The organism is Mucilaginibacter pankratovii, assembly GCF_014773265.1.
Lineage (GTDB): Bacteria > Bacteroidota > Bacteroidia > Sphingobacteriales > Sphingobacteriaceae > Mucilaginibacter > Mucilaginibacter pankratovii.
Map to the genome: position 1 here is coordinate 17,703 of NZ_JACWMY010000001.1, position 25,478 is coordinate 43,180.

Consider the following 25,478-nt stretch of genomic DNA (forward strand, 5'->3'; position numbering starts at 1 on the left):
GCCAAGAAATTGTGCAGGTGTTAAATTATGGAATATTAACTGTAAATCAAACTGAATTATTGCTTAATATAGCCCCGTAATCATAATTTTACCTAAGATGAAAAATATTACAGTAATAGGCTCGGGCACCATGGGTAATGGTATTGCCCACACCTTTGCGCAAAACGGGTTTAGTGTTTCGCTGGTAGATATCAGCAACGATGCCCTGCAAAAAGCTATGCAAACCATTGCCACCAATCTGGACAGGCAAGTAAAAAAAGGCACTATAGACGAGGCCGCCAAAGCCGCCACCCTCGCCAACATAAAAACCTACACCGATGCCTACGAAGGCGCATCTGATGCCGACCTGGTGGTGGAAGCCGCTACCGAAAACCGCGAAATAAAACTCAAACTTTTTAAACAGCTAAGCGAGGTTTGCAAACCCGAAGCGATACTGGCATCCAACACCTCCTCCATCTCCATTACCGAGATAGCCGCTGCCACAAACCGGCCGGATAAAGTTATAGGTATGCACTTTATGAACCCTGTACCGGTAATGAAGCTGGTAGAGGTGATCCGTGGATATTCAACTACCGATGAAGTGACGAAAACCATCATGGATCTGGCCACAACATTAGGCAGATCGCCGGTGGAAGTGAACGACTACCCGGGCTTTGTGGCTAACCGCATATTAATGCCCATGATAAACGAAGCCATTTACACTTTATTTGAAGGCGTGGCCGGCGTAAACGAAATTGATACCGTAATGAAACTGGGTATGGCCCACCCCATGGGGCCTTTACAGTTAGCAGATTTTATAGGGCTTGATGTTTGCCTGGCGATACTGAATGTATTGCACAAAGGCTTTGGTAACCCTAAGTACGCGCCCTGCCCGTTGCTGGTTAACATGGTAATGGCGGGGCAATTAGGCGTAAAATCGGGCACCGGGTTTTACCAGTATACAGCGGGGAGTAAGGATTTGGTGGTGGCGAAAAAATTTGCTTAGCCAGATTAACTTAATAAATACCGTCATTGCGAGGCACGAAGCAATCTCTACGTAGGACAAGCGATCTGCATAGCGGACCTGCTTATAGGGAGATTGCTTCGTGCCTCGCAATGACGCGGTGGAAAGGCTCGGCCTATCCGCCTAAACCTTTCCCTTTTTCATCTGTCAAAATATTTTATCAAATACACTACAGATGAAAACAATATCAAAGTTAGGGATCATGTGTGCCTTAGCAGGCTCGGTGTTCCTGTCATCATGCGCAACAGACAATTACGTTACCGAACAACCGGTCGAGCCTGTTTACGTACGCCCGGTTGCACCATACGCAAATGCCTATTGGGTGCCCGGCGAGTGGGTTTGGCGTGGTAACCGCTATATTTATCGCAACGGCTATTACGCCCGCCCACGTGCCCAGCGTGTTTATGTACAAGGCGCATGGGTACATAGTAACCGGGGTTATGTTTGGAGAAGAGGGCACTGGCGGTAATTCAGTTTGCAGTGGGCGGTTTGCAGTTAGCAGTAACCGTATATAATTTTATTAGTTTGCAGTGGGCGGTTGACAGGTAAAAAATGCTAACTGCCCACTGTTGACTGCAAACTACATACGCTCCGGCACATCAATGCCCAACAAGCTCATACCCTTACTGATCACTTTTGCAGAGGCCGCAGATAATTGTAGGCGGAACTGTTTCAGACTTTCGGTTTCGGCTTGCATAATGGGGCTTTCGTGATAGAATTTATTGTACAATTTGGCCAGTTCATACACGTAGTTAGCTACAAGCGCCGGGCTGTGGCCGGTTGCGGCCTCGGCTATCGTTTCGGCGAACTTGGTAAGCAGTACAATTAAGTCGCGCTCCACGCCGCCCAACACCGTAACATCGGTGGTTGTGGTTTGCGGCGAATAGTTAGCCTTGCTCAACACCGATTTGATACGGGCGTGCGTATACTGGATGAATGGCCCGGTATGTCCCTGGAAATCTACCGACTCATTTGGATCGAATAACAGGCGTTTCTTTGGGTCAACCTTTAGCAGGAAGTATTTTAATGCACCCATACCAATGGTACGGTACAGCTTGTTTTTATCTTCTTCGCTAAAGCCATCTACCTTGCCCATGGCTTCGGTGGTTTCGGCTGCGGTTTTAAACATATCGGCCATCAGGTCGTCGGCATCAACTACAGTACCCTCGCGCGATTTCATCTTGCCCGATGGCAGATCCACCATCCCGTAGCTTAAATGGTACAAGCCCCTCGCCCATTCCTTGCCCAGCTTTTGCAGGATGAGGAAGAGCACTTTGAAGTGGTAATCCTGCTCGTTACCTACCACATAAATGGATTCGTCCATTTGATAGTCGTCATACTTTAATTCTGCCGTACCAAGGTCTTGCGTAATGTACACCGAGGTACCATCCGCACGCAGCACCAGTTTCTGGTCCAGGCCATCTTCCGTCAGATCTATCCACACCGAGCCATCTTCTTTTTTAAAGAAAACGCCTTTGGCAAGGCCTTCCTCAATAGTATCCTTACCTAATAAGTAGGTATTGCTTTCGTAATAAAATTTATCAAACTTAACGCCCAGGGTTTTGTACGTTTCGGCAAAGCCTGCGTATACCCAACCGTTCATGGTTTTCCACAGGTTGATGGTTTCCTCATCACCTGCTTCCCATTTTTGGAGCATCAGTTGAGCTTCTTTTATCAGCGGGGCGTTCTTTTTAGCCTCGTCTTCGGTTTGCCCTTCTTCTACCAGCTCCAATATTTGTTGTTTGTAAGCCTTATCAAACCAAACGTAATATTTTCCGGCAAGATGGTCGCCTTTCAGTCCCGAGCTTTCGGGCGTTTCGCCCTCGCCGAACTCTTTCCAGGCCAGCATACTTTTGCAGATGTGGATGCCCCTGTCGTTCACCAGGTTGGTTTTGATCACTTCGTAACCCGCAGCATCCAGTATCTGCGCTACCGAAAAACCTAAAAGGTTATTACGGATGTGCCCCAAATGCAGCGGCTTATTGGTATTTGGCGAGGAGTACTCCACCATTACCTTTTTACCATTTGGTTTTGCTATCGCGAAATCATCCTGTAAGATCTCATCATTCAATTTACCCAGCCAAAAGCTATCGGCAAAGGAGATATTTAAAAAGCCTTTAATTACGTTGAAGGCAGAGATCTCGGGAACGTTCGCCTGCAGATATTCGCCTATTTCACCACCCGTTTGCTCGGGGCCCTTGCGTGACAGTTTGGTATATGGGAAGGTAACCAGCGTTACCTGGCCCTCAAATTCTTTACGGGTTTCCTGTAAATTGATATCCTTTGCAGCGATATCGGTTTGGTATAAATCCTTTATGGCTTTAACAACGGCCTCGATAATAAAATCCATCGGGCAAAATTAAGAATAGTTCATGGATGATGGTTCATGGTTCATAGTTTTTTTAAGAGGCCTGACCCAGCTCTCTCGTGAGCCTCACCTAAACGGCGAAGCCCTCATGAAATAATCCTCTCCAAAGGAGAGGACTTCAAGAACCCTCTTCTTTGGAGAGGGCAGGGTGAGGCTACTATGAACTATCAACAATTCAACTTAGCTTTGTTACTCTTATAACCTTCTATGACACCTCTTAATCCAAATTTTAAGCTCGATGTAACTTCAGAAATCGGTAACCTGCGTGTTCTGCTTGTCCACAGTCCGGATAGCGGCCTGGGTAAAGTGGTGCCTTCTAAAGCGCAGGATTGGCTTTTTGAAGACATAGTACACCTGGATACCATGCGCGGCGGCGAGTACGACTACTACATTAAACTACTGATGTACTTCCTCGATCCCTCCAAAATAAAAGGCAAACTTGCCGAAATAAACAACCCGGCCAATAAACGCGACTTCTTCAAACCGGATAATGCCGGTTTTCACAATTCTACCAAAGTGGTAGAGATCCAAACCCTGCTGAGTGATATACTCGAACAAAAGGACGTTCGTAAAAAATTGGTGGCCGCTGTTTGCGCCATAGAGGGCGTAACCTACCGCCTGCAATTGCAGCTGATAGATATAGACCCGGTTGAGCTGGCCAAGATCTTTATTTCGGGCTCGCTGAATGATGAGCAGATGATCTTCGCCCCTATCCCCAATATGATATTTTCAAGGGATATCGGCATTGCCATTAACAACCACATGCTGCTGAACAAACCCGCCAAAAAGGCCCGCGCCCGCGAAACGCTGCTGGTGCGTTACATCTTTTTCAATCACCCTTTGTTTGAAGGCTACCGCGATAATATTTTAGAGATCCCCGATACCGTGCAGCACTTTCTGCGCCCCGGCGAGGAACAGGAAAGCAAAACCACGCTGGAGGGCGGCGACGTAATGATGGTTGCCCCCAACCACCTGCTCATCGGCTGGAGCGAACGCACCTCGGTTAGCGGCGCCAACGAGGCCATTAAACTACTGTTCGAGAACGATGTAGTGGAAAAGGTAACCATCATAAAAATTCCGCATAAGCGCGATTATATGCACATAGATACCGTATTTACGCAGGTAAAACGCAATGTTTGGGTGCTGCTGCGCTCGCTCACCGTAACCGAAACCGCACAGGAGGATGCCGATGCTGTTGGCTGGTTTGCTGATAAAAAGAACAAGGATAAGCCCGAGATAGTACAGTTCCGCAAGGGTAAAAAGCCAAAAAGCTTTGCCACGCTGGAGGCTTTGCTGGATAACATTAGCCAGAAAGACCTGCATTGCAATGAACCAACGCGCTTTATTTACTCGGGCAATAATGAGTTCCCCTACGATGCCCGCGAACAGTGGACCGACAGTTGCAACCTGCTTGCACTGAAAGAGGGGGTTGTGTTGGGCTACGACCGTAACGACAAAACCGTAGAGGCCTTTAAGCAAAGCGGTTTCAGTATTATAAAGGTGAAGGATTTGCTGCAGAAATTTGAGGACGACGAACTTGATCCGCAAAGCATGACGGATACCCTGATACTGATGCCTTCGGCCGAGTTATCGCGCGCCCGTGGCGGCTTCCATTGCATGAGCATGCCATTGCAGCGCGATAGTGTTGTCTGAACCAGGATTAAACCTAAATTCTATTAAGCTAATAAACAGATAATATTTTACGTAAAACATAAAATAATTTTTGTTTTATAAATATAGTTTATATATTTGTATTATTAAATCAATACGAACATGAAAACTGCATCGTGGCTTTTAACAACTATTAGGGTTTTGCTTAATGTATTTTGGTACGGCAATATGGTATTGGCGGTATTTGCCTTTTGCGTACTCACCTGGAAGATAAGCACCGACCATTACACCGAGTTTAGCAACCCGGTAAAGTATCCGCAGATAACCAAATCCAGCCCGTTAACGGCACTTACACCGGATGTGAGCAACATTACCCTCACGCCCGATCAGGCAACGATAAAAATGCATCTCAACAATACTTTGAGCCATGTAGCGACAGCCTATTTTTTCCTGTTCGCGTTTGAGGCATTGGTAATGAGCATTATTTACCAGTTGCGTAAGTTTTTTAATACCATTAAGCACAATGCGCCTTTTACTTATGAGAATGTGCGCCGCCTTAAAATAACGGCACTGTGCTTTGCACTGACTACTGTACTCAGTATATTGTTGGGCATCAGCACGGCGGTAATTTTAAAAACCAACGTAAAGGAAATGAGCCTGATGAATATGGTATGGGAACAAAGCTTCACCGGGCTCATATTAGGTGCTATGCTATATATCCTGGCCGATATATTTAAACATGGGTTCGAATTAAAGAAAGAGATCGGAGAGTTTGTATAATGGCTATCATCGTAAACCTTGATGTGGAGATGGCGAAGAATAAAATGTCTTTAAAGGAGCTTGCCGAGCGCCTGGACATCAGCATGACCAACCTCTCCCTCTTAAAAACCGGAAAAGTAAAAGGCGTGCGTTTTGATACACTGGAAGCACTTTGCAAAGAATTAAACTGCAAACCCGGCGATATATTGGATTACAGGGCGGATTAATTGTCAGAATCAAAATTTATAGGATTTAAGGATGAACAGGATTTTTGTTTATCGGTAATCCATATATTGCATTTTTTTACATTCTGAAAATTCCATCATTCTGTAAATTCTGATTCTGACATGCAATCTACCAACAATATTTTAATGATCCGCCCGGTAAACTTCGGGTTCAACGCGCAAACGGCGGAGAGCAACGCTTTCCAAATACAACAGGCCGACCAGCAGGCCGTGCAGCAAAAAGCCCTACAGGAATTTGACGGTTTTGTAGCTGTACTGCGCCAAAACGGCGTAAACGTAACCGTGATAGATGATACCCCCGAGCCCCATACGCCCGATTCCATCTTCCCCAATAACTGGGTGAGCTTTCATGATACCAGCGATATCTTCCTCTACCCTATGCAGGCAGAAAACCGCCGACTGGAACGCCGCGAGGACATCATACGTCAATTGGAAGATAATTTCAAGGCCAACCACCTCATTGATCTGAGCCGTTTTGAAGCTAAAAACCAGTTTTTAGAAGGCACCGGCAGCATGGTGCTGGATAGGGATAACAAAATCGCCTACGCCTGCCTCTCGCCCCGCACCGATGCAGAAGTATTGAAAGCCTTTTGCGATTACACCGGCTACAAAGCCGTTACCTTTGATGCCTTCGACCAGAATGGTAAAGCCATTTACCATACCAATGTGCTGATGTGTATTGGCAGCCTGTTCGCGGTGATCTGCTTGGATAGCATAACCGATCCAAAAGAAAAAGAAACAGTTATCCAATCGCTAAAAACAACCGGCAAGCAAATTATCGATATCAGCTTTGAACAGATGAACCATTTTGCCGGTAATATGCTGGAGGTGAACAACGCAGATGGCGAAACGTTGATTGTGATGTCGCAAGCGGCTTATAACTCGCTTACGGATGCGCAGCGGACTGAATTATCTGCCTTTGGTAAATTGGTTTATGCGGATATTAATACGATTGAAACTAACGGTGGTGGTAGTGCAAGGTGTATGATGGCGGAGGTGCATTTGGGGGAGGTGTAGTGGTCTTTACATTTACAACAGGTCCAAATCACCCAAACTTACTTCGTAGACATTGGTTTTTAAATACACAACCCACCTTTGAAGTCTTTTCAAATCCTCAGAGTCATTGGCCAGTAAAGCTTTGAAGAGGTTTTTGAAGCGAACATCATTTTTACTGGTAGTGGATTTTGTACTTTTCCTCAGCCCGCTTAGATCTTGTGGGAGTTGATAATCCGACAAAGATAAGCCAGTAAGATTTGCGCAATTCAACATAAATTGCTCAACTGCAGGGCTTATCTGAATCATGTAATGGTGAAGCGTTTTGTGTTTGTGCATAATAAGGCTTCCTTTATTACAAACAATATCGAACATTTTAAGGTAATCGATATCTCGCTTGTCTTTGTCAATAATTCCTAAAGCAAACGAATTGCCAAACTTTTCCTGCATTACTTTTGCCACTGTGCCACAACCTTTTTGATGATTGTATTGCCCTTTTGGTGGAACAAGTGTTTCAATCATGTTCGTATCGACAAAACACTCTGGGATGATTGACGAATCCATTAAATATAACTTTCGCTATTAGTAAATAAGTCTACTCCATTTTGGTAGATTTGATGCAATTGATCGTCGGTTAATAACTTAACTTTAGTTTCATGCTTAGCATAGTCTACCATGTATACAGCTAATTCACCTCGGGCATTCTCTAAAAAGTCGTTAAGTAAAAAAGGGCTGTGCGTAGCGATGAAATATTGATTATCGGTTTTAAATATCATTTCCTGAGTAATCTTAGAAATAAATGGCGGAAACGAGTGAGCTTCGGGCTCTTCAAACAACAACACCGAATTGGTATTACTTGCAATTGCTGTTTTGAAAAATATCATGCGTTGCAAAGTGTCGGCGATAGAATTGTAAGGCACTAAGAAAATTTCATTCTTACCCTTTTCGGACTGTAATATCTTTAAGGTTTGGCTGGCTTTATCAAATACTAACGAGAGACCGTACTCTTCAAACCACGACGATATTTCACTCAATAACGCCTCATCTTGTTCGATAACGGTCAATAAGTTTGGTCCGTAAGGCGGAATCAAATAACGTGCGTGCCCCCGTTTGAAATCGACGTTATTAGAAAACGAATATTTTCTAATAAAAGACTTGCCATTCTCTTTTTTTATAGTTCGTAAATTTAAATGTTCATCGATAAGATAGTTTTGAGAAACACCAGGCATATCTAATAAAACACTCAAGCCCAAAACACGATGGTAGTGCAGTTTTGCGTGACACCCGTCTGCCACTATGTGGGCGGTTTCGGCGAAATTACCCTTATAAAACAATTCCGGTTCGCTTTGTGCCCGTACCAAATTTTTTATAGATCTAATTTTACTCTCTGCAAGAAAAGGCAATGAAAAAATAGAAAGCGCTTCCAATATATTTGATTTCCCTACGTTTGGTTTACCGATAAATAAATTAATGCGCTTGCAAGCCTTTATTTTGCAATCTTTTAGAGACTTAAAATTAGTAATATGTATATTTCTTAAAGGGATAGACATTTCAAACGGTAAAAATTTAAAAGTACGTTAAATATTATAATTGATGCACTTTTTCTTTAAATACACACAAGCCTTCACCCCCCTACTGGTCGAAGTTTCTAACTTCGACCTAAAATGAGTTAAGCTTTCAGCTTAACCATTACAGCATCTACTACTGGTCGAAGTTTCCAACGTCGACCTATAATAAGTTAAGCTTTCAGCTTAACTATCACGTTATCCATCCGTATTCTCACCCTCTTCTGTTAAACTTTGTTAAATACCCCTCACGCCAATATTCATAAGAAATTTTATCGTTTCAAGTAAAATCAAAACTTACACATGTTATGAAAACAGCAACAAAATTTTCAGCATTGGTATTTTCCGTGGCACTATTGTTTTTTGGCACAAACAGCTTTGCGCAAAGCACAGCGAAGGGAAAATTCCGTTTGGTATGTATATCGTAAACCGTGTTAAGGTGCCTTTTAGCTCTATGTACATGTTTAACATTGTCATTAAGCCCGCCGACACCGGGGAAACAGAATCACTTTACATCTCTGTAATAAGCGCTCTTATTTTGTTTACCAGGAACGTGGTTTCTGCAATATGATGCTCATTTAAGCGCTTATACCGTTCTTCCCATGATAAAGTATCATCATCTGCAAACTTTGGTACCTTTATCCATTTATAAGTATTCAGGATGCTATTTTTCTCTTCTTCGGTTAGCATAATATAATTTTTGATAGATATACTTATCACTGCACACGCTTCCTTTGACTTATGTCTTTCTTCCTTTTTTTCGTAAAAACACGGAAGTTTTCGTACATTTTTGTGAGCCTAAAACAAGGGTGTCCAGGTGCGTTCAGGGGTGTCTATGTGTGTCCAATCCGTCCATAAAACAAAAACTGGACACCCTGATAGGTGGGGCAATATTGGCTTAACCTTAACTTAACCTACACAAACAAATTACAATCCGCCTATAAATTACCCCAACATTTTCGCAAAAAATCCGTTTAAAAATTACATTTTTGCCAAAATTTTAATAAATGCAGAGTTACCAGGAATTTCTTGACTTAAGCGTTGGGTTCCCGCAGGATGGTTTCGAGATCATCGACGATGAACTTTACTTTCAGGACCTTAATTTAATGGAGATGATAGAAACGTATGGCACCCCCCTACGCTTCACTTATCTGCCCATGATCACCAAAAAGATACAGCAGGCAAAGCTGTTATTTCAGCAGGCCATTATCAAAAATAATTATCGCGGCAGCTATAAATATTGCTATTGCACCAAAAGTTCGCACTTCAGACACATTGTAGAGGAAGCGCTGAAGAATGAGATCCACCTGGAAACATCCTCGGCCTTTGACATGCCGATGATAGATGCCCTGGAGAAAAAAGGTGCATTGAACAAAGATGTTACCGTGATCTGTAATGGCTTTAAAACCTTCCAGTACAAAACGTATATCATTGATATGCTTCACGATGGGTTTAAAAATATCATCCCGGTATTGGATAATAAGGAAGAATTTAACCTGTACGACGATGAGATAGAAATGGAAACCCCGTGCAACCTCGGCATCCGTATAGCGGCAGAAGAGCAGCCCGATTCGCAGTTCTATACTTCGCGCCTTGGTGTGCGTATGGAGGATGTGATTGACTTTTATCATAATAAGATAGAGGATAACCCTAACTTCCAGGTAAAACTGCTGCATTTCTTCATCAACTCGGGTATCTCTGATACACCGTATTACTGGAATGAACTGGAGAAATACGTTACGCTTTACTGCAAATTTAAAAAGGTGAACCCTGCGCTGGATACGCTGGATATCGGTGGCGGTATGCCTTTTAAAGATTCACTGGTGTTTGATTTTGATTACGAGTACATGATCAACGAGATCGTGAGCCGTATTAAAGAGATCTGCGCCGAGCATGATACCATGGAGCCGGATATCATTACCGAATTTGGCAAATACACCGTGGCCGAAGCTTCGGGCATATTATATAAGGTCCTCGGCCGTAAGCAACAAAATGACCGCGAGCGCTGGCTGATGCTGGATGGCAGCTTTATTACCAATTTGCCGGATGTTTGGGCATTGAACCAAAAATACATCCTGCTGCCGATAAACAACTGGGACAACGAATACGAGCGCGTAAACCTTGGCGGCATCACCTGCGACGGGCAGGATTACTACAACCAGGAGGCCCACATGAACAGCGTGTTTATGCCGAAGACCCGTAAGGTGCAATACCTCGGTTTCTTCAATACAGGCGCTTACCAGGAAGTTTTGAGCGGTTACGGTGGTATCCACCATTGTCTGTTACCATCCCCTAAGCATGTTATCATCCGCAGAAACAGGGATGAAACCTTCAACTTTGAAGTATTTGGCGAAGAGCAGAACAGTAAGCAGGTATTGAAAATACTGGGCTATACTACTTAAACTTTGCCTGAGATATGTTGAAAGCACTGCCGAAAGGCGGTGCTTTTTTTGTTTCTATCCTCTACTGCCGCGTCATCCAAACATCGCATCCATATTTTTTTAAAATAAATTCTACTATTCCCCTATAGTATGTATATATTTGGGGTATAATAATAAATGAAAACAAATTTTACACACAAAACCACCCTGATGTATTGCTGTATGCGAAGCGATAGGCCGTGGTTGTAAGTATGTAGAATAGAAATATATGCCTCTTCAGCCACAGCGAAGGGGCTTTTTTATACTTAACTAAATTAGATACTGATATGCAGAGCTTCAGGACCGAACTGGAGAACCCGATAGTTGAACAAGACATTATCGACCTGGAAAGGAAGATCCGCGCGTTCCGTGAGGGTAAGATACATGATGAAAAGTTCCGCAGCTTGCGTTTAGCACGTGGTGTTTACGGCCAAAGGCAGCCCGGCGTGCAGATGGTGCGTATTAAATTGCCCTTTGGTAAGGTTACTTTTAAGCAATTATTAAAGATAGCCGATATCTCCGATGAATACGGAAGCGGCAACCTGCACCTCACCACCCGCCAGGATATCCAGATCCATTACGTAAGTCTTGACCGCACCCCACAGCTTTGGGCCGAATTGGAGCGCGACGATATCACGCTTCGCGAAGCATGCGGTAATACCGTTAGGAACGTAACCTCATCCCCTACTTCGGGCATCGACCCTAAGGAGCCTTTTGATGTTTCACCTTACGCGCAGGCTACGTTTGAGTATTTTTTAAGGAATCCCATCTGCCAGGAAATGGGCCGTAAGTTTAAGATCTCCTTCTCCTCAAGCGATGAGGATACCGCTTTCTCTTATATTCACGATCTGGGTTTTATCCCTAAACTAAATGAAAATGGCGAACGCGGCTTTAAAGTAATGCTTGGCGGCGGACTTGGCGCACAGCCACTATTAGCCAGCCAGGTTGAAGATTTCCTGCCGGAAGATCAGTTGATACCATATACCGAGGCTATCATCCGCGTGTTCGACCGTTATGGCGAGCGCAACAACCGCAACAAAGCCCGCCTAAAATATTTGATCCAGAAGATAGGTTTAGCGGAAGTGCTTCGCCTTGCTAAAGAAGAGCGCACGGCCATCAAAGTAAAAACCTATCCTATCAACCGCGATACTGTTCCCACTCCCGCTTTGCCGGAGGTAACTGAGTATCCGGCGATAGATATTACCAACCCATTCCGCTATGAGCAGTGGTTGGCCACAAATGTTTTCGAACAGAAACAAGAAGGTTTCTTTGGCGTGTTTATTAAAGTACCGGTTGGCGATATCCCTACCGATGTTGCGCGTAAACTTGTTGCGGCCATCCGCCCTTACGTTGGCGATGAGATCCGCATCACGCAAAACCAGGGTTTACTTTTAAAATTCATCCGCAAGGAAGCTTTACCCGCATTATACGAAGGCTTAAATGTTTTAGACTTTGCAGCGCCGGGTTTTGATAGCATAGCCGATGTAACTACCTGCCCGGGTACCGATACTTGCAACCTGGGCATCAGCAACAGCATGACGATGGCCAAGGTGCTGGAAGATGTGATCTATAATGAATATGAGGACCTGATTTACAACCGCGAGATCAAGATAAAAATAAGTGGCTGTATGAATAGCTGCGGTCAGCATGGTTTGGCACACATTGGCTTTCATGGCAGTTCGCTAAAAGCGGGTGCAAAAGTATTACCATCTGTACAGGTTATGCTCGGCGGCGGCACTGTAGGCAACGGCGTAGGCCGTGCTGCCGAGCGCGTGATAAAAGTACCATCAAAAAGAGCTACCGACGTTTTAAGGCTGATATTGAATGATTACAAGAACTTGTCGCTACAGGATGAAACCTACCACGCCTATTACGACAGGCAAGGAAAGGACTACTTCTACCGGATGTTGAAACCGCTTGCGGATCTGACAACCCTAACTGACGATGAGTTTGTAGACTGGGGCCACCAGGAAACTTACGTAAGCGCTATTGGCGTGGGTGAGTGCGCGGGGGTGATCATCGATCTGGTTGCTACGCTCCTATTCGAAAGCGAAGAAAAATTGGGCTGGGCAAACGGCGCTTACGCAAAAGGTTTGTGGAGCGATGCCATCTATCACTCCTATAACACCATGATCAGCGCGGCCAAGGCTTTATTGCTTGATAAAGGTGTAAACAGCAGTACCCAATCGGGCGTAATAAAAGAATTTGATAACAACTATATAGCGACGGGCGAAATAGCCTTCGACGGCACATTTAACGACCTGGTACTACAGATAAATAAAAACGAACCATCCCAAGCATTTGCAACGGCCTATAAACAACAGGCCACAGCATTTTTGCAAACGGTTAAAGATAAAAGAGAGGCGGTGTTACAATCATGATACAAACTCAAACCAGAACTGCAGTTAAAGAACCACGCATTACCCTTGTTGGTGCGGGCCCCGGCGATGCCGAACTCATCACCATAAAAGGCATCAAAGCCTTACAAACCGCCGATGTGGTTTTGTACGATGCTTTAGTGAACGAAGAATTATTAGAATTTGCCCCGGAACACGCTACCAAAGTGTATGTTGGCAAGCGCAGCGGCGACCATTCCTTCTCGCAGGAGAACATCAACAAATTAATGATTGATTACGCGCTGAATTACGGCCACGTGGTACGTTTAAAAGGCGGCGATCCGTTTGTATTCGGTCGTGGTTACGAGGAATTGGACCATGCTGCCGATTACAGTATCCCGGCGCAGGTTATCCCTGGCATTTCCAGCTCTATAGGCGTGCCCGGTTTACAGGGCATCCCGGTTACTCACCGCGGTTTAAGCGAGAGTTTTTGGGTAGTTACCGGCACCACCAGCGATGGTAAGGTTTCTGCCGACCTGTACGAAGCTGCTAAGACCAAAGCTACCGTTGTAGTGCTGATGGGTATACACAAACTGGCCGAAATTGCAGAAATATTTAAAAGCGAAGGCAAACACAGGCTGCCTGTTGCCGTAATACAAAGTGGCAGCACCGATAACGAAAAAGTTGTGGTTGGCGTGGTAAGCACCATTGCCGAAGTTGCCGAAGAGAATGGAATTACTTCTCCGGCTTTAATTGTATTTGGCGAGGTAGTATCTTTACATCCGAAGTTTCAGCCTATCAGGGAGTTTTATGACATTGTTGCCCAGGAATAAGAATTTAACAGAGGTGCCACCTCCAAAACCACAGGGCAACCAATTGTTCCCGGTATTTTTGAAGCTGGAGAACCTGCATACGGTGCTGGTTGGCGGCGGTAATGTTGGCTTGGAAAAGCTAACGGCTATGCTGCAGAACAGCCCCAATGCAGCTATAACCGTTATTTCTAAAACATTTCTCCCCCAAATAGAAGAGCTGGCTGCAGGTAACCCAAAGCTTACCATCATCCAAAAAGCATTTGCAGATACCGACCTTGATGGCGCAGACCTGGCCATGGCGGCAACAAACGATGCCGAACTAAACAGGTATATCCGCCAGTCGGCACATGACCGTAAGCTGCTGGTTAACGTAGCGGATAAACCCGATCTTTGCGATTTTTACCTCGGCTCCATCGTACAAAAAGGCGATCTGAAGATAGGGATCTCCACAAATGGTAAATCGCCTACGGTTGCTAAACGGTTAAAAGAAGTTTTAAACGAGGCCTTACCTGCCGAACTGGATACCACTTTGCAGCAAATGAGCGAGATCAGGAATAGCCTCTCGGGCGATTTTGCTTATAAAGTTCAGGAACTAAACAGGGTTACCGCAGTGTTAATAGGCGGAGAAAAACCACCAAGCAACAACAATTTAAAGCTGGCTGTTTGGGGTACGTTTGTTGCCTTCCTTGCTATTACCATCACAGCCTTGTGGTCAAAAGAACCAGGCTTCCAGGCCTTTGTGGCAAATATCAACCCGGTTTTCTATTACTTTTTAGCCGCTGGGTTTGTTTTTGCAATGATAGACGGTGCAATCGGCATGTCGTACGGAGTTACCTCTACTACATTTTCCTTATCCATGGGCATCCCTCCTGCTTCGGCAAGTATGGGTGTTCACTTATCGGAAATTATGAGCAATGGTATAGCCGGCTGGATGCACTACCGCATGGGCAACGTAAACTGGAAACTGTTTAAGTTATTGCTTGTTCCAGGTATAATTGGTGCGGTAACCGGGGCATATCTGTTATCGTCTTTAGAGCACTACGCGCAATACACCAAACCACTCGTATCGTTATACACACTAATATTGGGTTTTGTAATTTTAACAAAAGCCATTAATCTTAACCGTAAGCGTACTTCCGGCAAAATAAAAAACATCAGCCTTTTGGGCCTTGGTGGCGGTTTTATTGATGCAGTTGGTGGTGGCGGCTGGGGTTCAATCGTATTATCAACGCTGATAGCCGGTGGCCGCCATCCCCGTTTCTCATTGGGTACTGTAAAACTATCCCGTTTCTTTATTGCACTTACCAGTTCATTAACATTTATTACCATGCTTAATGGCAAGCATTGGGAAGCCGTAGCGGGTCTGGTTATCGGCAGCGCTTTAGCATCGCCTATAGCTGCGCGTATTTCTAATAAAATATCTGCAAAAGCCATTATGTTCTCGGTAGCTGTTATCGTTATCCTCATAAGCTTCAGAAGCATCATCAATTTTGCACTCAAATTAATATAGTGGCAGATACTTTTTACATATCGCAATTAATAGCGGGCAACCAACCTGTGGAAGCTTTACAGGCTTTGGCGGCGGAGTTCCCGGGCGAGATCGTTTTTTCTACCAGTTTTGGCTGGGAAGACCAGGTGATCACGCATATGATCTTTGCCAATGATATCCCCATCAAAGTTTTCACGCTGGAGACCGGCCGTTTGTTCCCCGAAACGTATTATGTTTGGAACCGCACCATGGAGATCTACGGCAAACCCATTCACGCTTACTATCCCGAGCATACCGCTTTGGAAGCTATGGTGAATGCCAAGGGTCCCAACAGCTTCTACGAATCGGTAGAGAACCGCAAACAGTGCTGCGGTATCCGTAAGATAGAACCATTGCACCGTGCCGTTGCGGGTAACAAGCTATGGGTAACCGGCATCCGTGCCGATCAATCCGCCAATCGTGAGGATATGAGTGATGTGGAATGGGATAACGGCAATAACTTGTTTAAGTACCACCCTATTTTCGGCTGGACGCTCGATGACGTAAAAGCATACATCAAACAATACAATATACCGTACAATACACTGCACGACAGAGGTTTCCCCAGCATTGGCTGCGCACCATGTACCCGCGCCGTACAACCCGGCGAAGATTTCAGGGCCGGGCGCTGGTGGTGGGAGGACCAAAGCAAAAAAGAATGTGGCTTACATGCAGTTGAACTAAATGATTTAAAAGAATGAGCAAATACCGGTTAGATTACCTGGACGAGTTAGAGGCAGAGGCCATATATATTTTGCGCGAAGTAGCCGGGCAGTTTGAAAAACCCGCGCTGTTATTTTCGGGTGGGAAGGATTCTATTACCCTGGTGCATTTGGCGTTGAAAGCATTTCGCCCGGGAAAATTCCCTTTTCCGCTGGTGCATATAGATACCGGGCATAATTTTGAAGAAACCATCACCTACCGCGATGATATGATTGCCCGCATTGGCGAAAAACTCATTGTAGGCCATGTGCAGGATAGTATTGATGAAGGTAAAGTGATAGAGCAGAAAGGCAAAAACGCCAGTCGTAACGCCCTGCAAACCGTTACCTTGTTGGATACCATTGCCAAACACCAGTTTGATGCCTGTATTGGCGGTGCCCGCCGTGATGAGGAAAAAGCCCGCGCCAAAGAACGCATCTTTTCCGTACGTGATGAATTTGGCCAATGGGACCCGAAACGCCAGCGCCCCGAGCTGTGGAACATTTACAACGGCAAGATCCACAAAGGTGAGAACGTGCGCGTGTTCCCGATAAGCAACTGGACGGAGCTTGACGTGTGGAACTACATCCGCCGCGAAAACATCGCCCTGCCGACCATCTACTTTGCGCATCAGCGCGATTGTATCACCCGTAACGGGCAACTGATGGCCGCATCCCCGTTCTTAAATATGGATGCAGATGATAAGATAGAGAACAAGAACGTACGTTTCCGTACCGTTGGCGACATGACCTGTACCGCGGCTGTAGAATCATACGCTTTCGAGATAGACGATATTATCCACGAGATAGCATCATCCAAAATAAGCGAACGCGGTGCCCGCATGGACGATAAGGTAAGCGAAGCCGCCATGGAGGACAGGAAAAAAGGGGGATATTTTTAAGGATTAACAGTCGGCGGTGGGGACACCGCCTTGGGGGAAGTGTTTTTTATTCTTTACCCCTACTGGCGGTGTCCCCACCGCCAGCAAACAAAAATCCGAAATTGAAAATCCGACATCCGAAATATAGAAAATGGATATACTAAAATTTATAACTGCAGGCAGCGTTGATGATGGCAAAAGCACATTAATAGGGCGCCTGCTGTACGATAGCGAAGCGATACTGGTAGATCAGTTGGAAGCTCTCCACGCATCCAACCGCAAAAACGACGATGGCAGCATCGACCTCGCCATCCTAACCGATGGACTTAAGGCTGAGCGCGAACAGGGCATCACCATTGATGTGGCCTACAAATACTTTGAAACAGATAAACGCAAATTCATCATTGCCGATGCTCCGGGGCACATTCAGTACACCCGCAACATGGTTACTGGTGCCAGCAACGCTGGCCTGGCCATCATCCTGATAGATGCCCGCAAAGGTGTTATCGAGCAAACCACCCGTCATTCTTTTTTAGTGTCGCTATTACAGATCCAACAGGTAGTGGTTGCTGTGAACAAGATGGATATGGTGGATTACAGCGAAGATGTTTTCAACAGAATCGTAGCTGATTACAAAGTATTAGCGGGCAAAGTGGGTCTAAAAAATGTTACCTATATCCCGGTGAGCGCCTTAAAGGGCGATAACATTGTTTACCCGTCCGCAAAAATAAGCTGGTACACCGGCGACAGCCTGCTGACACATTTAGAAAATGTAGAACTGGAGGTAGATGATACCTCTGCCCATGCCCGCCTGCCGGTACAATGGGTAGTGCGCCCACAAACCGATGAACTGCACGATTACCGCGGCTATGCCGGTCGTGTTTCCAGCGGTTCGTTCAGGGTGAATGATAAGGTAACGATACTGCCTTCCGGGTTTAGCTCTACCATCTCCAAAATTGAATTTTACGATAAGGCGCCGCAGGAGGCCATAGCCGGCATGTCCGTAACGGTGCATTTGGCGGATAATATCGATATCAGCCGTGGTGACATCATCGTGAACAGCGCCGGTCAGCCGCAGCTATCAAACCTGATAGAGGCCGACCTGTGCTGGATGGATACCCGCCCGCTGGATCCTTCGCTCACCTACCTGGTGCAGCACAACACTAAAACTATCCGCTGCAAGATCAGCGAGGTGCTTTATAAAGTGAATATCAATACGCTCGAGAAAGATTACATCGAGGATTTTAAACTGAACGACATCGGCCGCATCGTAATCAAAACCGCCGAGCCATTAGCCTTCGACCCTTACCAGCTCAACAAAGCCAACGGTGGCGCTATCATTATTGATAGCCGCACCAACGTAACCGTAGGCGCCCTGATGCTAAGGCAGGCCGTAGATTAAATATAATTGACCAATTATATTCTGTTTAAGTGAGCAGAAAAACCCTGTGCGAGGTGCAACTCGTACGGGGTTTGTTGTTTTTAATAGTTTATATTAATTTGAACATTTAAATTTGCCTGAACACTATCACAATGTATAGAAGAAAACTCCTCCCCACCTTCCTTGTGTTTTTTTGCGTAAACACATACGCTCAAAACAAGGTTAATTTCGAAATCACTTTATCGGAAACTAAAACAAGCCATAGCTTATACAATTCTATAGATCTCGCAGATACGCGGACAGATACCAACAGTTTTGGTTTTGTACAAACGGGTGCCTTTAACCGCAATGGAAAAGTTGTTTTGCAAGCCCCCTTTGCGGCGGAGCTTAAACGGATCCTGGGTTCACTGGTTGACTCTGCCGCAAGCAATGGCGAGTTACTGCTCCAGGTAAGGCAATTCAATTTTGCCGAAACAACAGGAGCCTTAGGCGAACACGGTTACTGCGCCATAAAAGCCGAGATGTATGCCAAAAAAGGAACTGCTTATCAAAAAATAAACGCTATCGATACGCTTATCCATTTACGGTCATCGATAGATGTTACCAATAAAACTTTGCGTGCCGGGAGCCAGCAGTTAACTGCATTCATACAATCGAGCCTTGTGATTGCTCCGGCAAATGACGTTGTGATGTACAATTACAACGATATTGCCCATATCGACAGCGTCGAAAAAAGGGCTTTGAAGGTATATAACACCACCACTTATGCCGATGGCTTGTATTTAACTTACAATTCATTTAAAAAACAGGTACCGGATAAAGGAGGAGTGACCGTTGCAAATGATTATCTTTTTGAAGGCAACGTAAAAGCGCCCGACGACAAGGGCAAACTGAGAGATGTTAAGCTGAAAAAGACGTATGCAATTGTTTACAAAGGAGCGCCTTACATCGCTACCGCATATGGTTTTTATCCTCTTGCTAAAGTAAACGATGAGTTTATTTTTACCGGTATGGCCAAAACACCACCCAACCCTACCAGCGTGATGGTAGCCAGCGCTGCTTTTGGTCTTTTAGGGGCATTAGCAGTAAGTGTGGGAGACGAAGGTACTTATGAGATGAAGATAGATCATCAGAACGGATCTATAATTAAACTCAAAGAGATCCCGGCACCAAAGGCAACGGGAACAAGCAGAAACGACGGTTGGGATTAAAAAAAGCGGGCAACTCGCTTGCCCGCTTTTTAAAAACTAAATTAAACCTAAAAAAACACTGTATTTGCTCTTCGTCCATGAACTATCATCCATGAACCATAAGCTAATTCTTTCCGCTTCCGCTCAGCAAACCATCCAGGGTAACTGAGGCATAATAAATGCCGCCAATAGTTGGGCCACCTGCGTATTGGATATAGCGCTTGTTGAAAATATCAGTTGCACCAATTTTGAACGTAGCATAATACTCAGGAACGCGTAACGTAACCTGTGCATCAAACGTGTGGATAGAAGGCACGGTTCCGGTTACCAGCGGGCTCTCCCACAGGAAGGCCTGCTGCCATTTGTAAACGATATTGAAACCTACATTCTTCACTACCTCGCGGTTACCGAAGGAAAAGTTCCCCGACCATTTTGGCGTGTTAAAACCCGTAACAAAAATATCTGACGTTTGCTGTGCTTTCAATTTGTTAAAGCTGGCGTTACCCGATACAGTGTAGCGTTTGTAAAAATTATAGGTTAGCCCTAAAGATGACCCGTAGTTGTTGTAGATATTCTTGGCGTTGGTGTAAACGCGGTAACGGGCTTGTCCCTGGCTGGCAGCATTAGTAGCGGTAGCCGTTGTAGGATCGCGGTTAATATCCAGCATGGCCAGCACGGCTGCGTCTGAGCCTACTGTAGTACCATTGGGCACAAACACCTGCACCTGGCCTAAAAAGCCGTTGTAACGATTAGCGTAGGCATCTACATCAAGGAAAACCTTGTTATCAAGTAATATGCCTTTGTAGCCTACCTCAAATGATGTAATTTGCTCGGGGCGTGCCTTTGGCAAGTCGGCTACTTGCAATAAGTTGCGGTTGGCCAAAGCCGTAGCGTCATCGCCCGTGGTAGATGCAGCTTTTACCGCAGCGTTAAAAGCAGTAACCGATTGCTGTGTGTAGCTGTTATTCAAATAACCCAAACCTTCGTTGATGAATGGCAAACTGCCTACACGTTTCACGCGGCCATTGTTTACGTATGATAACGCCTCAAATAATGAAGGGAAACGGTAGCCATTCTGAAAGGTAAACCTGAAGTTATGATTCTGATTAGGCGAATAAACCGCTGCCAATCGTGGCGTGAACTTAGGATCGAAATACGGGTTATAATCCCAGCGTACCGAACCGAACAGTTTTAACTTCTCATCGAAAAAGGTTTTGGTAACCTGGGTGAAAGCACCGTATTTTTTGTAGATAACGTTTTCGCCAAAACTACCATCAGCTAAAGGCGTATTCCGATCGGCTATACTGCGGCTAAAATCCACAAAATTGTTACCATCCGGAATGATCTGGTATACACGCACATCGCCGCCAACCAACAGATCTACAAACTTAACTTTGCTGGTCAGATCCCATTGGGCCTCCCCGTTGAACATATTGCTCTTTTGTACCAAAGCTGCACCACCGGTAGCCGGGGCATTAGGTATCAGGCTCGATTTAAAATCCCAGTTATTGATACCGATGATAGTTTTACGCAGGGCATCAAACTCCGGCGTACCGGGCTCTACCCTGCCTGCATCCGCGGCGGTACGTGCGGCTTGCTCAGCGGCGGCCAAATTGGTGGATTTAAGCCCCCCATTGGCGTTAGCATAAGCGGTAAGCGCGTTTTTATAAGTAGTACCCCAGGCAGAATTGCTGGCATGGTTCAGGTCTAGGTTATCGGCAAGTGGTTTTACATTAAAAGAATTGCCGGTATTTTCTATCGACTCGTAAGCGCGCACCAGGAAATCCTTGCCTTTCAATTCCACTTTGTGGTTTTGTACTGTGGCGCCATTCAAAGATATTTTGTTACCTCGCTGGAAAACGCCGTCCATTTTACCATAACGGTAAGTGTAGGATAAAGTAGTGTTAGGAGTAAGCTTATAGGCCAGTGTACCATCCAGTTTTAAGTTGGTTACATCCGGTTTCACCAAGTCAATTTCGTTATAACCGGTACGTGCAACGGTTAAGTTAGGGCGGGCAACACCATCAACCACAATGCCTTTTATAGATACTGTATTACTGCCGGCAAGAGCATCATCGCCATATTTATTCCAGCCATCGTAAGCAGCATTACTGGTGCCGGTGAGTTCGGGGTAAGCCGGGTTAGCCGTTTTCAGGTTGGTAGGGTTTTGATCCAGGCGGGTGTTCGATTGCCAGTCCTTACCTTTTAAATAACTCGCGTTTAGTTTAAACGCAAATTTATTATTGAAAGCTTTTGCAAACCTGAAGGCATCTTCGGTTAGCGCGCTCGAACCAAGGTTATCGCCTACGTGGTTAATACCGCTGCGGTGATAAAAACTGAGGCCCTGGTATTTAAACGGGTCTTTAGTGAACAGGTTAGATAACCCGTTAATAGCATTGGTACCGTACAAAGCAGCGGCGGCACCCGGGGTGATTTCTATGCTGGCAATATCCAGTTCGGTTGGCCCAATGGCATTACCAAGCGGTACGCCCAATGTAGCCGATTGCATATCCACGCCATCTGCCAGTTGCATAAACCTGAAGTTATTGGGACTATTGAAACCGCGTGTGTTAGGCACTTTTAAGGTAATACTGGTAGTGGTCATCTGTACACCTTTTACGTTCTCCAGCGCATCGTAAAAGCTTGGGCCGGGCGACTGTTTCAAAGCGTTGATGCTTAGCTTTTCAATAGCCACCGGCGAGCGCAACAGTTTTTCTTCCCTGCGGGATGCAGTAACTACAACTTCGTTTATCAGTAACGATTGCGATGTAAGCTGGATATTAACCGCGCTGTTGGCATTTTTAATATAAAATTCCTGCGGCTGGTAGCCAACGGCGCTAAAAACCAATGTAAACGGCAACTTAGCACTGGTAGTTAAGCTAAATTTACCGGTGCTATCGGTCACTGCGGCATTTGTAGTGCCTTTAATGGTAACGGTTGTGCCCACCAGCGGTAGCCCGTGGTCATCATTTACTTTACCGCTTAAAATGTAGCTGCCGTTTAATTGCGCCAGCCCCACCGTGGGCACCAGCACTAAAAAAAGCACAATAAGTTTTATAAAATTTGTAGAAATTTTCATGTAATTAGGTTGAAAGAAATTAAAAAATGGATTGTGATAGGTTGCTTGTCAGATAATTAACAACAACAGCATACAGTTAGGCACTGCATTTGAAAGGCTTGAGCTGACGAAGATTTAACTAAGTAATACATTGTCTATAGAATATGTCGACAAAAATATTAAAACTTTTATAGCATCCAAAAAAAAACGTATTATTTTCAAAATAATCCTCAAAAACGCCGCTTTTACACAGCAATTCCCTATTATTGACGACTAATTTAATCTACATTAATGTCATTCAATTACCGGCGGGTTATTATCAAGATAGGTTCCAACGTTATTACCAGGCCAAACGGGCTGCCGGATACCGAACGGATAGCCCATTTGGTTGACCAGATAGCCGCCATTAAAAAACAGGGCAAGGAGGTTATCCTTGTTTCCTCGGGTGCTGTTGCATCAGGCCGCAGCCTTATCAGCGTTACCGATAAGTACGATGCCGTTGCCACCCGCCAGTTACTGGCCTCTATAGGGCAGGTGAAGCTCATCAACACCTACTCTCATTTATTCGAAAAATTCGATATCCTTTGCTCGCAGGTTTTGGTTACCAAGGAAGATTTCCGCGACAGGCTGCACTATCTTAACATGCGCAACTGCCTGGAGATCTTGCTGCAGCACCAGGTGATCCCGGTTATTAACGAGAACGACGTGGTATCAGTAACCGAACTGATGTTTACCGATAACGACGAACTGGCCGGGCTCATCGCTTCCATGCTAAATGCAGAGGCCCTCATCGTACTCAGTAATGTAAATGGCATCTACAACGGCGACCCAAAACTACCCGGCTCCTCGGTTATTGAGGACGTTACCGGCGAGGGTATTGATTTTTCGTCCTTCGTAAGCACCGGCCGCTCGCAATTTGGACGCGGCGGGATGATCACCAAATCAACCATCGCACAAAAAACGGCACAATTGGGTATTGCCGTGCACATTGCCAATGGCACTACAGATAATATCCTGCTTGATGTATTGGATAACAAGGCCGTACACACCCGCTTTGTGCCAACCAAAAAAGCATCGGGCAAAAAGAAATGGATAGCCCATTCTGAAACCGCCGCTACGGGTATGGTGCAGGTGAACGAGGGGGCTAAAACGGTGCTGGTTTCCAGCAAGGCATCCAGCCTGTTACCGGTGGGTATTATTAAGGTACTGTCGGATTTTAAGAAGGGCGAGATCATTAAAATAGTAGATGAGAACAACAAACTGATAGGACTCGGCCTGGCCGAATACGGCTCTGAGAAGGCCCGCGAATTCACCGGCAAAAAAAACCAGCGCGCGCTGGTACATTACGACTATCTTTACTTACAGGGATAACCATGGGATACACACGATATTTTGAAAACGCCGTACAGGCCGGCCGAAACCTCAGCCTCGCCCCTGCTGCCATTGATGCCGTTTTGCTGGATGTGGCCAAAGCCGCCGTAGAACAAACCGCGTACCTGCTACAGGAAAACAAAAAGGACCTGGACCGCATGGACCCCGCCGACCCAAAATACGACCGCCTTACCCTAACTGCCGCCCGCATTCAGGATATTGCCAACGATATCAAGAACGTAGCCGGGCTTGCAAGCCCCCTTGGCACTGTGTTATCTGATAAGATTCTGCCCAACGGGCTGCACATCACCAAATTGCGCGTACCGCTTGGTGTGGTAGGCGTTATTTATGAGGCCCGCCCAAATGTTACCTTTGATGTATTTGCGCTGTGCTTTAAAACCGGCAACATCAGTATCTTAAAAGGCGGCAGCGATGCCGATTTTTCAAACCGTGCCATTATTAGCGTTATCCACAGCGTACTTACGGCGCATAATATTGATATAAATGCCGCTACCTTGCTGCCTGTAGAACGTGAGGCTACCGAGGCACTTTTAAACGCTGTAGGCTACGTAGATGTACTGATACCAAGAGGTAGCCAGTCGTTAATAAACTATGTGCGTAACAGCAGCAAAGTGCCCGTGATAGAGACCGGTGCAGGCATTGTACACACTTATTTAGATGAAAGCGGCGACCTGGAGAAAGCCACCGCAATTGTTGATAACGCCAAAACACGCCGCGTAAGCGTTTGCAACGCGCTGGATTGCTTGATCATCAACTCCACCCGCCTCGCTGATCTCCCTGCATTAGCCAAACCGCTTGCCGAAAAGGAAGTGGAAGTTTTTGCCGATGAACCATCGTACGCAGTATTGAAAGACACCTACCCTGCCAACCTCTTACACGTTGCGCAGCCGGAACATTTTGGTACCGAATTTCTATCGATGAAGATGTCTGTTAAAACCGTTGATACATTGCAGGAGGCTTTGGAGCATATCGCCGTCAACAGTTCCAAACACAGCGAAGCCATTATATCTGAGAACGAGGCTAATATCGCAACGTTCCTGAACCGGGTAGATGCCGCAGCAGTATACGTAAACACCTCCACCGCCTTTACCGACGGTGCCCAATTCGGTCTTGGTGCCGAAATTGGCATCAGCACGCAAAAACTACATGCCCGCGGCCCGATGGGTTTGGAAGAATTGACGAGTTATAAATGGATTGTGAAGGGGAATGGGCAGGTGAGGAAATAATTTTGTATA

General features: G+C 45.5%; 21 protein-coding genes. 16 read left to right on the plus strand and 5 right to left on the minus strand.

The features are described from left to right. Nucleotides 1-97 precede the first annotated feature (97 nt). Nucleotides 98-985, plus strand: a complete 888-nt coding sequence (locus IDJ77_RS00095; RefSeq protein WP_191186886.1) for a 3-hydroxybutyryl-CoA dehydrogenase — start codon at nucleotides 98-100, stop codon at nucleotides 983-985. 193 nt (nucleotides 986-1,178) lie between these two features. Further along, a complete protein-coding gene (locus tag IDJ77_RS00100) occupies nucleotides 1,179-1,472 on the plus strand; it encodes a YXWGXW repeat-containing protein (protein ID WP_191186887.1) in 294 nt (97 codons plus the stop codon). A 111-nt stretch (nucleotides 1,473-1,583) separates the two neighbouring features. On the opposite strand, the gene argS is transcribed toward IDJ77_RS00100, so the two are convergent. Next, on the minus strand, nucleotides 1,584-3,353 hold the full coding sequence (argS, locus tag IDJ77_RS00105) for an arginine--tRNA ligase (RefSeq protein ID WP_191186888.1): 1,770 nt from the start codon (nucleotides 3,351-3,353) through the stop codon (nucleotides 1,584-1,586). Nucleotides 3,354-3,578: 225 nt separating this feature from the next. Here argS and IDJ77_RS00110 point away from each other — a divergent pair, with 225 nt between their 5' ends. From IDJ77_RS00110 to ctlX, 4 genes are all read left to right on the plus strand, one after another. Continuing rightward, nucleotides 3,579-5,024 (plus strand): arginine deiminase family protein, encoded by a 1,446-nt coding sequence (locus IDJ77_RS00110; RefSeq protein WP_191186889.1) that lies wholly within the window; start codon nucleotides 3,579-3,581, stop codon nucleotides 5,022-5,024. Between the two features lie 120 nt (nucleotides 5,025-5,144). Next, a complete protein-coding gene (locus IDJ77_RS00115) occupies nucleotides 5,145-5,762 on the plus strand; it encodes a DUF2975 domain-containing protein (protein WP_191186890.1) in 618 nt (205 codons plus the stop codon). Beyond that, nucleotides 5,762-5,968, plus strand: coding sequence for a helix-turn-helix domain-containing protein (locus tag IDJ77_RS00120; RefSeq protein ID WP_191186891.1), 207 nt, complete (start codon nucleotides 5,762-5,764; stop codon nucleotides 5,966-5,968). Before IDJ77_RS00115 ends, IDJ77_RS00120 begins: the two co-directional genes overlap by 1 nt. A gap of 120 nt (nucleotides 5,969-6,088) precedes the next feature. After that, nucleotides 6,089-7,003, plus strand: coding sequence for a citrulline utilization hydrolase CtlX (gene ctlX / locus IDJ77_RS00125; protein WP_191186892.1), 915 nt, complete (start codon nucleotides 6,089-6,091; stop codon nucleotides 7,001-7,003). 12 nt (nucleotides 7,004-7,015) lie between these two features. Here the strand turns inward: ctlX and IDJ77_RS00130 are convergent, their stop codons facing one another. The 3 genes from IDJ77_RS00130 to IDJ77_RS00140 all read right to left on the minus strand — a co-directional run bounded on the left by IDJ77_RS00130 (nucleotide 7,016) and on the right by IDJ77_RS00140 (nucleotide 9,234). Beyond that, complete coding sequence (locus tag IDJ77_RS00130) at nucleotides 7,016-7,501, minus strand: hypothetical protein (RefSeq protein WP_191186893.1); 486 nt, start codon at nucleotides 7,499-7,501, stop codon at nucleotides 7,016-7,018. A gap of 41 nt (nucleotides 7,502-7,542) precedes the next feature. Then, the gene (locus tag IDJ77_RS00135; protein WP_191186894.1) at nucleotides 7,543-8,529 is read right to left on the minus strand and encodes an AAA family ATPase; all 987 of its coding nucleotides are present in this window, start codon (nucleotides 8,527-8,529) and stop codon (nucleotides 7,543-7,545) included. A 525-nt stretch (nucleotides 8,530-9,054) separates the two neighbouring features. Then, nucleotides 9,055-9,234: a hypothetical protein gene (locus IDJ77_RS00140; protein WP_191186895.1), complete on the minus strand. Its 180-nt coding sequence runs from the start codon at nucleotides 9,232-9,234 to the stop codon at nucleotides 9,055-9,057. A gap of 317 nt (nucleotides 9,235-9,551) precedes the next feature. On the opposite strand from IDJ77_RS00140, the gene IDJ77_RS00145 reads away from it, so the two are divergent. The 8 genes from IDJ77_RS00145 to IDJ77_RS00180 all read left to right on the plus strand — a co-directional run bounded on the left by IDJ77_RS00145 (nucleotide 9,552) and on the right by IDJ77_RS00180 (nucleotide 19,814). Continuing rightward, nucleotides 9,552-10,946, plus strand: a complete 1,395-nt coding sequence (locus tag IDJ77_RS00145; RefSeq protein ID WP_191186896.1) for an arginine decarboxylase — start codon at nucleotides 9,552-9,554, stop codon at nucleotides 10,944-10,946. 305 nt (nucleotides 10,947-11,251) lie between these two features. Then, nucleotides 11,252-13,345: a HEPN domain-containing protein gene (locus IDJ77_RS00150; protein WP_191186897.1), complete on the plus strand. Its 2,094-nt coding sequence runs from the start codon at nucleotides 11,252-11,254 to the stop codon at nucleotides 13,343-13,345. Further along, on the plus strand, nucleotides 13,342-14,133 hold the full coding sequence (cobA, locus tag IDJ77_RS00155; protein ID WP_191186898.1) for a uroporphyrinogen-III C-methyltransferase: 792 nt from the start codon (nucleotides 13,342-13,344) through the stop codon (nucleotides 14,131-14,133). The genes IDJ77_RS00150 and cobA overlap by 4 nt, the downstream gene beginning before the upstream one ends. Then, nucleotides 14,111-15,622, plus strand: coding sequence for a TSUP family transporter (locus tag IDJ77_RS00160; RefSeq protein ID WP_191186899.1), 1,512 nt, complete (start codon nucleotides 14,111-14,113; stop codon nucleotides 15,620-15,622). Before cobA ends, IDJ77_RS00160 begins: the two co-directional genes overlap by 23 nt. Beyond that, nucleotides 15,622-16,341 (plus strand): phosphoadenylyl-sulfate reductase, encoded by a 720-nt coding sequence (locus tag IDJ77_RS00165; RefSeq protein ID WP_317174293.1) that lies wholly within the window; start codon nucleotides 15,622-15,624, stop codon nucleotides 16,339-16,341. The genes IDJ77_RS00160 and IDJ77_RS00165 overlap by 1 nt, the downstream gene beginning before the upstream one ends. Next, entirely contained in the window at nucleotides 16,338-17,243 is a 906-nt protein-coding gene (cysD, locus tag IDJ77_RS00170; RefSeq protein ID WP_191186900.1) for a sulfate adenylyltransferase subunit CysD, read from the plus strand. The genes IDJ77_RS00165 and cysD overlap by 4 nt, the downstream gene beginning before the upstream one ends. Before the next feature lie 130 nt (nucleotides 17,244-17,373). Then, nucleotides 17,374-18,624: a sulfate adenylyltransferase subunit 1 gene (locus IDJ77_RS00175; protein ID WP_191186901.1), complete on the plus strand. Its 1,251-nt coding sequence runs from the start codon at nucleotides 17,374-17,376 to the stop codon at nucleotides 18,622-18,624. A 131-nt stretch (nucleotides 18,625-18,755) separates the two neighbouring features. Next, nucleotides 18,756-19,814 (plus strand): hypothetical protein, encoded by a 1,059-nt coding sequence (locus IDJ77_RS00180; RefSeq protein ID WP_191186902.1) that lies wholly within the window; start codon nucleotides 18,756-18,758, stop codon nucleotides 19,812-19,814. A 103-nt stretch (nucleotides 19,815-19,917) separates the two neighbouring features. Here IDJ77_RS00180 and IDJ77_RS00185 read toward each other — a convergent pair whose 3' ends face one another. Then, a complete protein-coding gene (locus tag IDJ77_RS00185) occupies nucleotides 19,918-22,872 on the minus strand; it encodes a TonB-dependent receptor (RefSeq protein ID WP_191186903.1) in 2,955 nt (984 codons plus the stop codon). 270 nt (nucleotides 22,873-23,142) lie between these two features. Here IDJ77_RS00185 and proB point away from each other — a divergent pair, with 270 nt between their 5' ends. Both proB and IDJ77_RS00195 read left to right on the plus strand, forming a co-directional pair. After that, nucleotides 23,143-24,222: a glutamate 5-kinase gene (proB, locus tag IDJ77_RS00190; RefSeq protein ID WP_191186904.1), complete on the plus strand. Its 1,080-nt coding sequence runs from the start codon at nucleotides 23,143-23,145 to the stop codon at nucleotides 24,220-24,222. Nucleotides 24,223-24,224: 2 nt separating this feature from the next. Beyond that, complete coding sequence (locus IDJ77_RS00195) at nucleotides 24,225-25,469, plus strand: glutamate-5-semialdehyde dehydrogenase (protein WP_191186905.1); 1,245 nt, start codon at nucleotides 24,225-24,227, stop codon at nucleotides 25,467-25,469. Nucleotides 25,470-25,478 lie beyond the last annotated feature (9 nt).

Bases quoted from the DNA above. Each gene is read 5' to 3' on its own strand.
- IDJ77_RS00140 (WP_191186895.1), bottom strand. From the start codon at position 9,234: ATGCTAACCGAAGAAGAGAAAAATAGCATCCTGAATACTTATAAATGG.
- argS (WP_191186888.1), bottom strand. From the start codon at position 3,353: ATGGATTTTATTATCGAGGCCGTTGTTAAAGCCATAAAGGATTTATAC.
- IDJ77_RS00120 (WP_191186891.1), top strand. From the start codon at position 5,762: ATGGCTATCATCGTAAACCTTGATGTGGAGATGGCGAAGAATAAAATG.
- cysD (WP_191186900.1), top strand. From the start codon at position 16,338: ATGAGCAAATACCGGTTAGATTACCTGGACGAGTTAGAGGCAGAGGCC.
- IDJ77_RS00145 (WP_191186896.1), top strand. From the start codon at position 9,552: ATGCAGAGTTACCAGGAATTTCTTGACTTAAGCGTTGGGTTCCCGCAG.
- IDJ77_RS00160 (WP_191186899.1), top strand. From the start codon at position 14,111: ATGACATTGTTGCCCAGGAATAAGAATTTAACAGAGGTGCCACCTCCA.
- IDJ77_RS00115 (WP_191186890.1), top strand. From the start codon at position 5,145: ATGAAAACTGCATCGTGGCTTTTAACAACTATTAGGGTTTTGCTTAAT.
- IDJ77_RS00100 (WP_191186887.1), top strand. From the start codon at position 1,179: ATGAAAACAATATCAAAGTTAGGGATCATGTGTGCCTTAGCAGGCTCG.
- IDJ77_RS00150 (WP_191186897.1), top strand. From the start codon at position 11,252: ATGCAGAGCTTCAGGACCGAACTGGAGAACCCGATAGTTGAACAAGAC.
- IDJ77_RS00110 (WP_191186889.1), top strand. From the start codon at position 3,579: ATGACACCTCTTAATCCAAATTTTAAGCTCGATGTAACTTCAGAAATC.
- proB (WP_191186904.1), top strand. From the start codon at position 23,143: ATGTCATTCAATTACCGGCGGGTTATTATCAAGATAGGTTCCAACGTT.
- IDJ77_RS00180 (WP_191186902.1), top strand. From the start codon at position 18,756: ATGTATAGAAGAAAACTCCTCCCCACCTTCCTTGTGTTTTTTTGCGTA.
- cobA (WP_191186898.1), top strand. From the start codon at position 13,342: ATGATACAAACTCAAACCAGAACTGCAGTTAAAGAACCACGCATTACC.
- IDJ77_RS00175 (WP_191186901.1), top strand. From the start codon at position 17,374: ATGGATATACTAAAATTTATAACTGCAGGCAGCGTTGATGATGGCAAA.
- IDJ77_RS00135 (WP_191186894.1), bottom strand. From the start codon at position 8,529: ATGTCTATCCCTTTAAGAAATATACATATTACTAATTTTAAGTCTCTA.
- IDJ77_RS00185 (WP_191186903.1), bottom strand. From the start codon at position 22,872: ATGAAAATTTCTACAAATTTTATAAAACTTATTGTGCTTTTTTTAGTG.
- IDJ77_RS00195 (WP_191186905.1), top strand. From the start codon at position 24,225: ATGGGATACACACGATATTTTGAAAACGCCGTACAGGCCGGCCGAAAC.
- ctlX (WP_191186892.1), top strand. From the start codon at position 6,089: ATGCAATCTACCAACAATATTTTAATGATCCGCCCGGTAAACTTCGGG.
- IDJ77_RS00130 (WP_191186893.1), bottom strand. From the start codon at position 7,501: ATGATTGAAACACTTGTTCCACCAAAAGGGCAATACAATCATCAAAAA.
- IDJ77_RS00095 (WP_191186886.1), top strand. From the start codon at position 98: ATGAAAAATATTACAGTAATAGGCTCGGGCACCATGGGTAATGGTATT.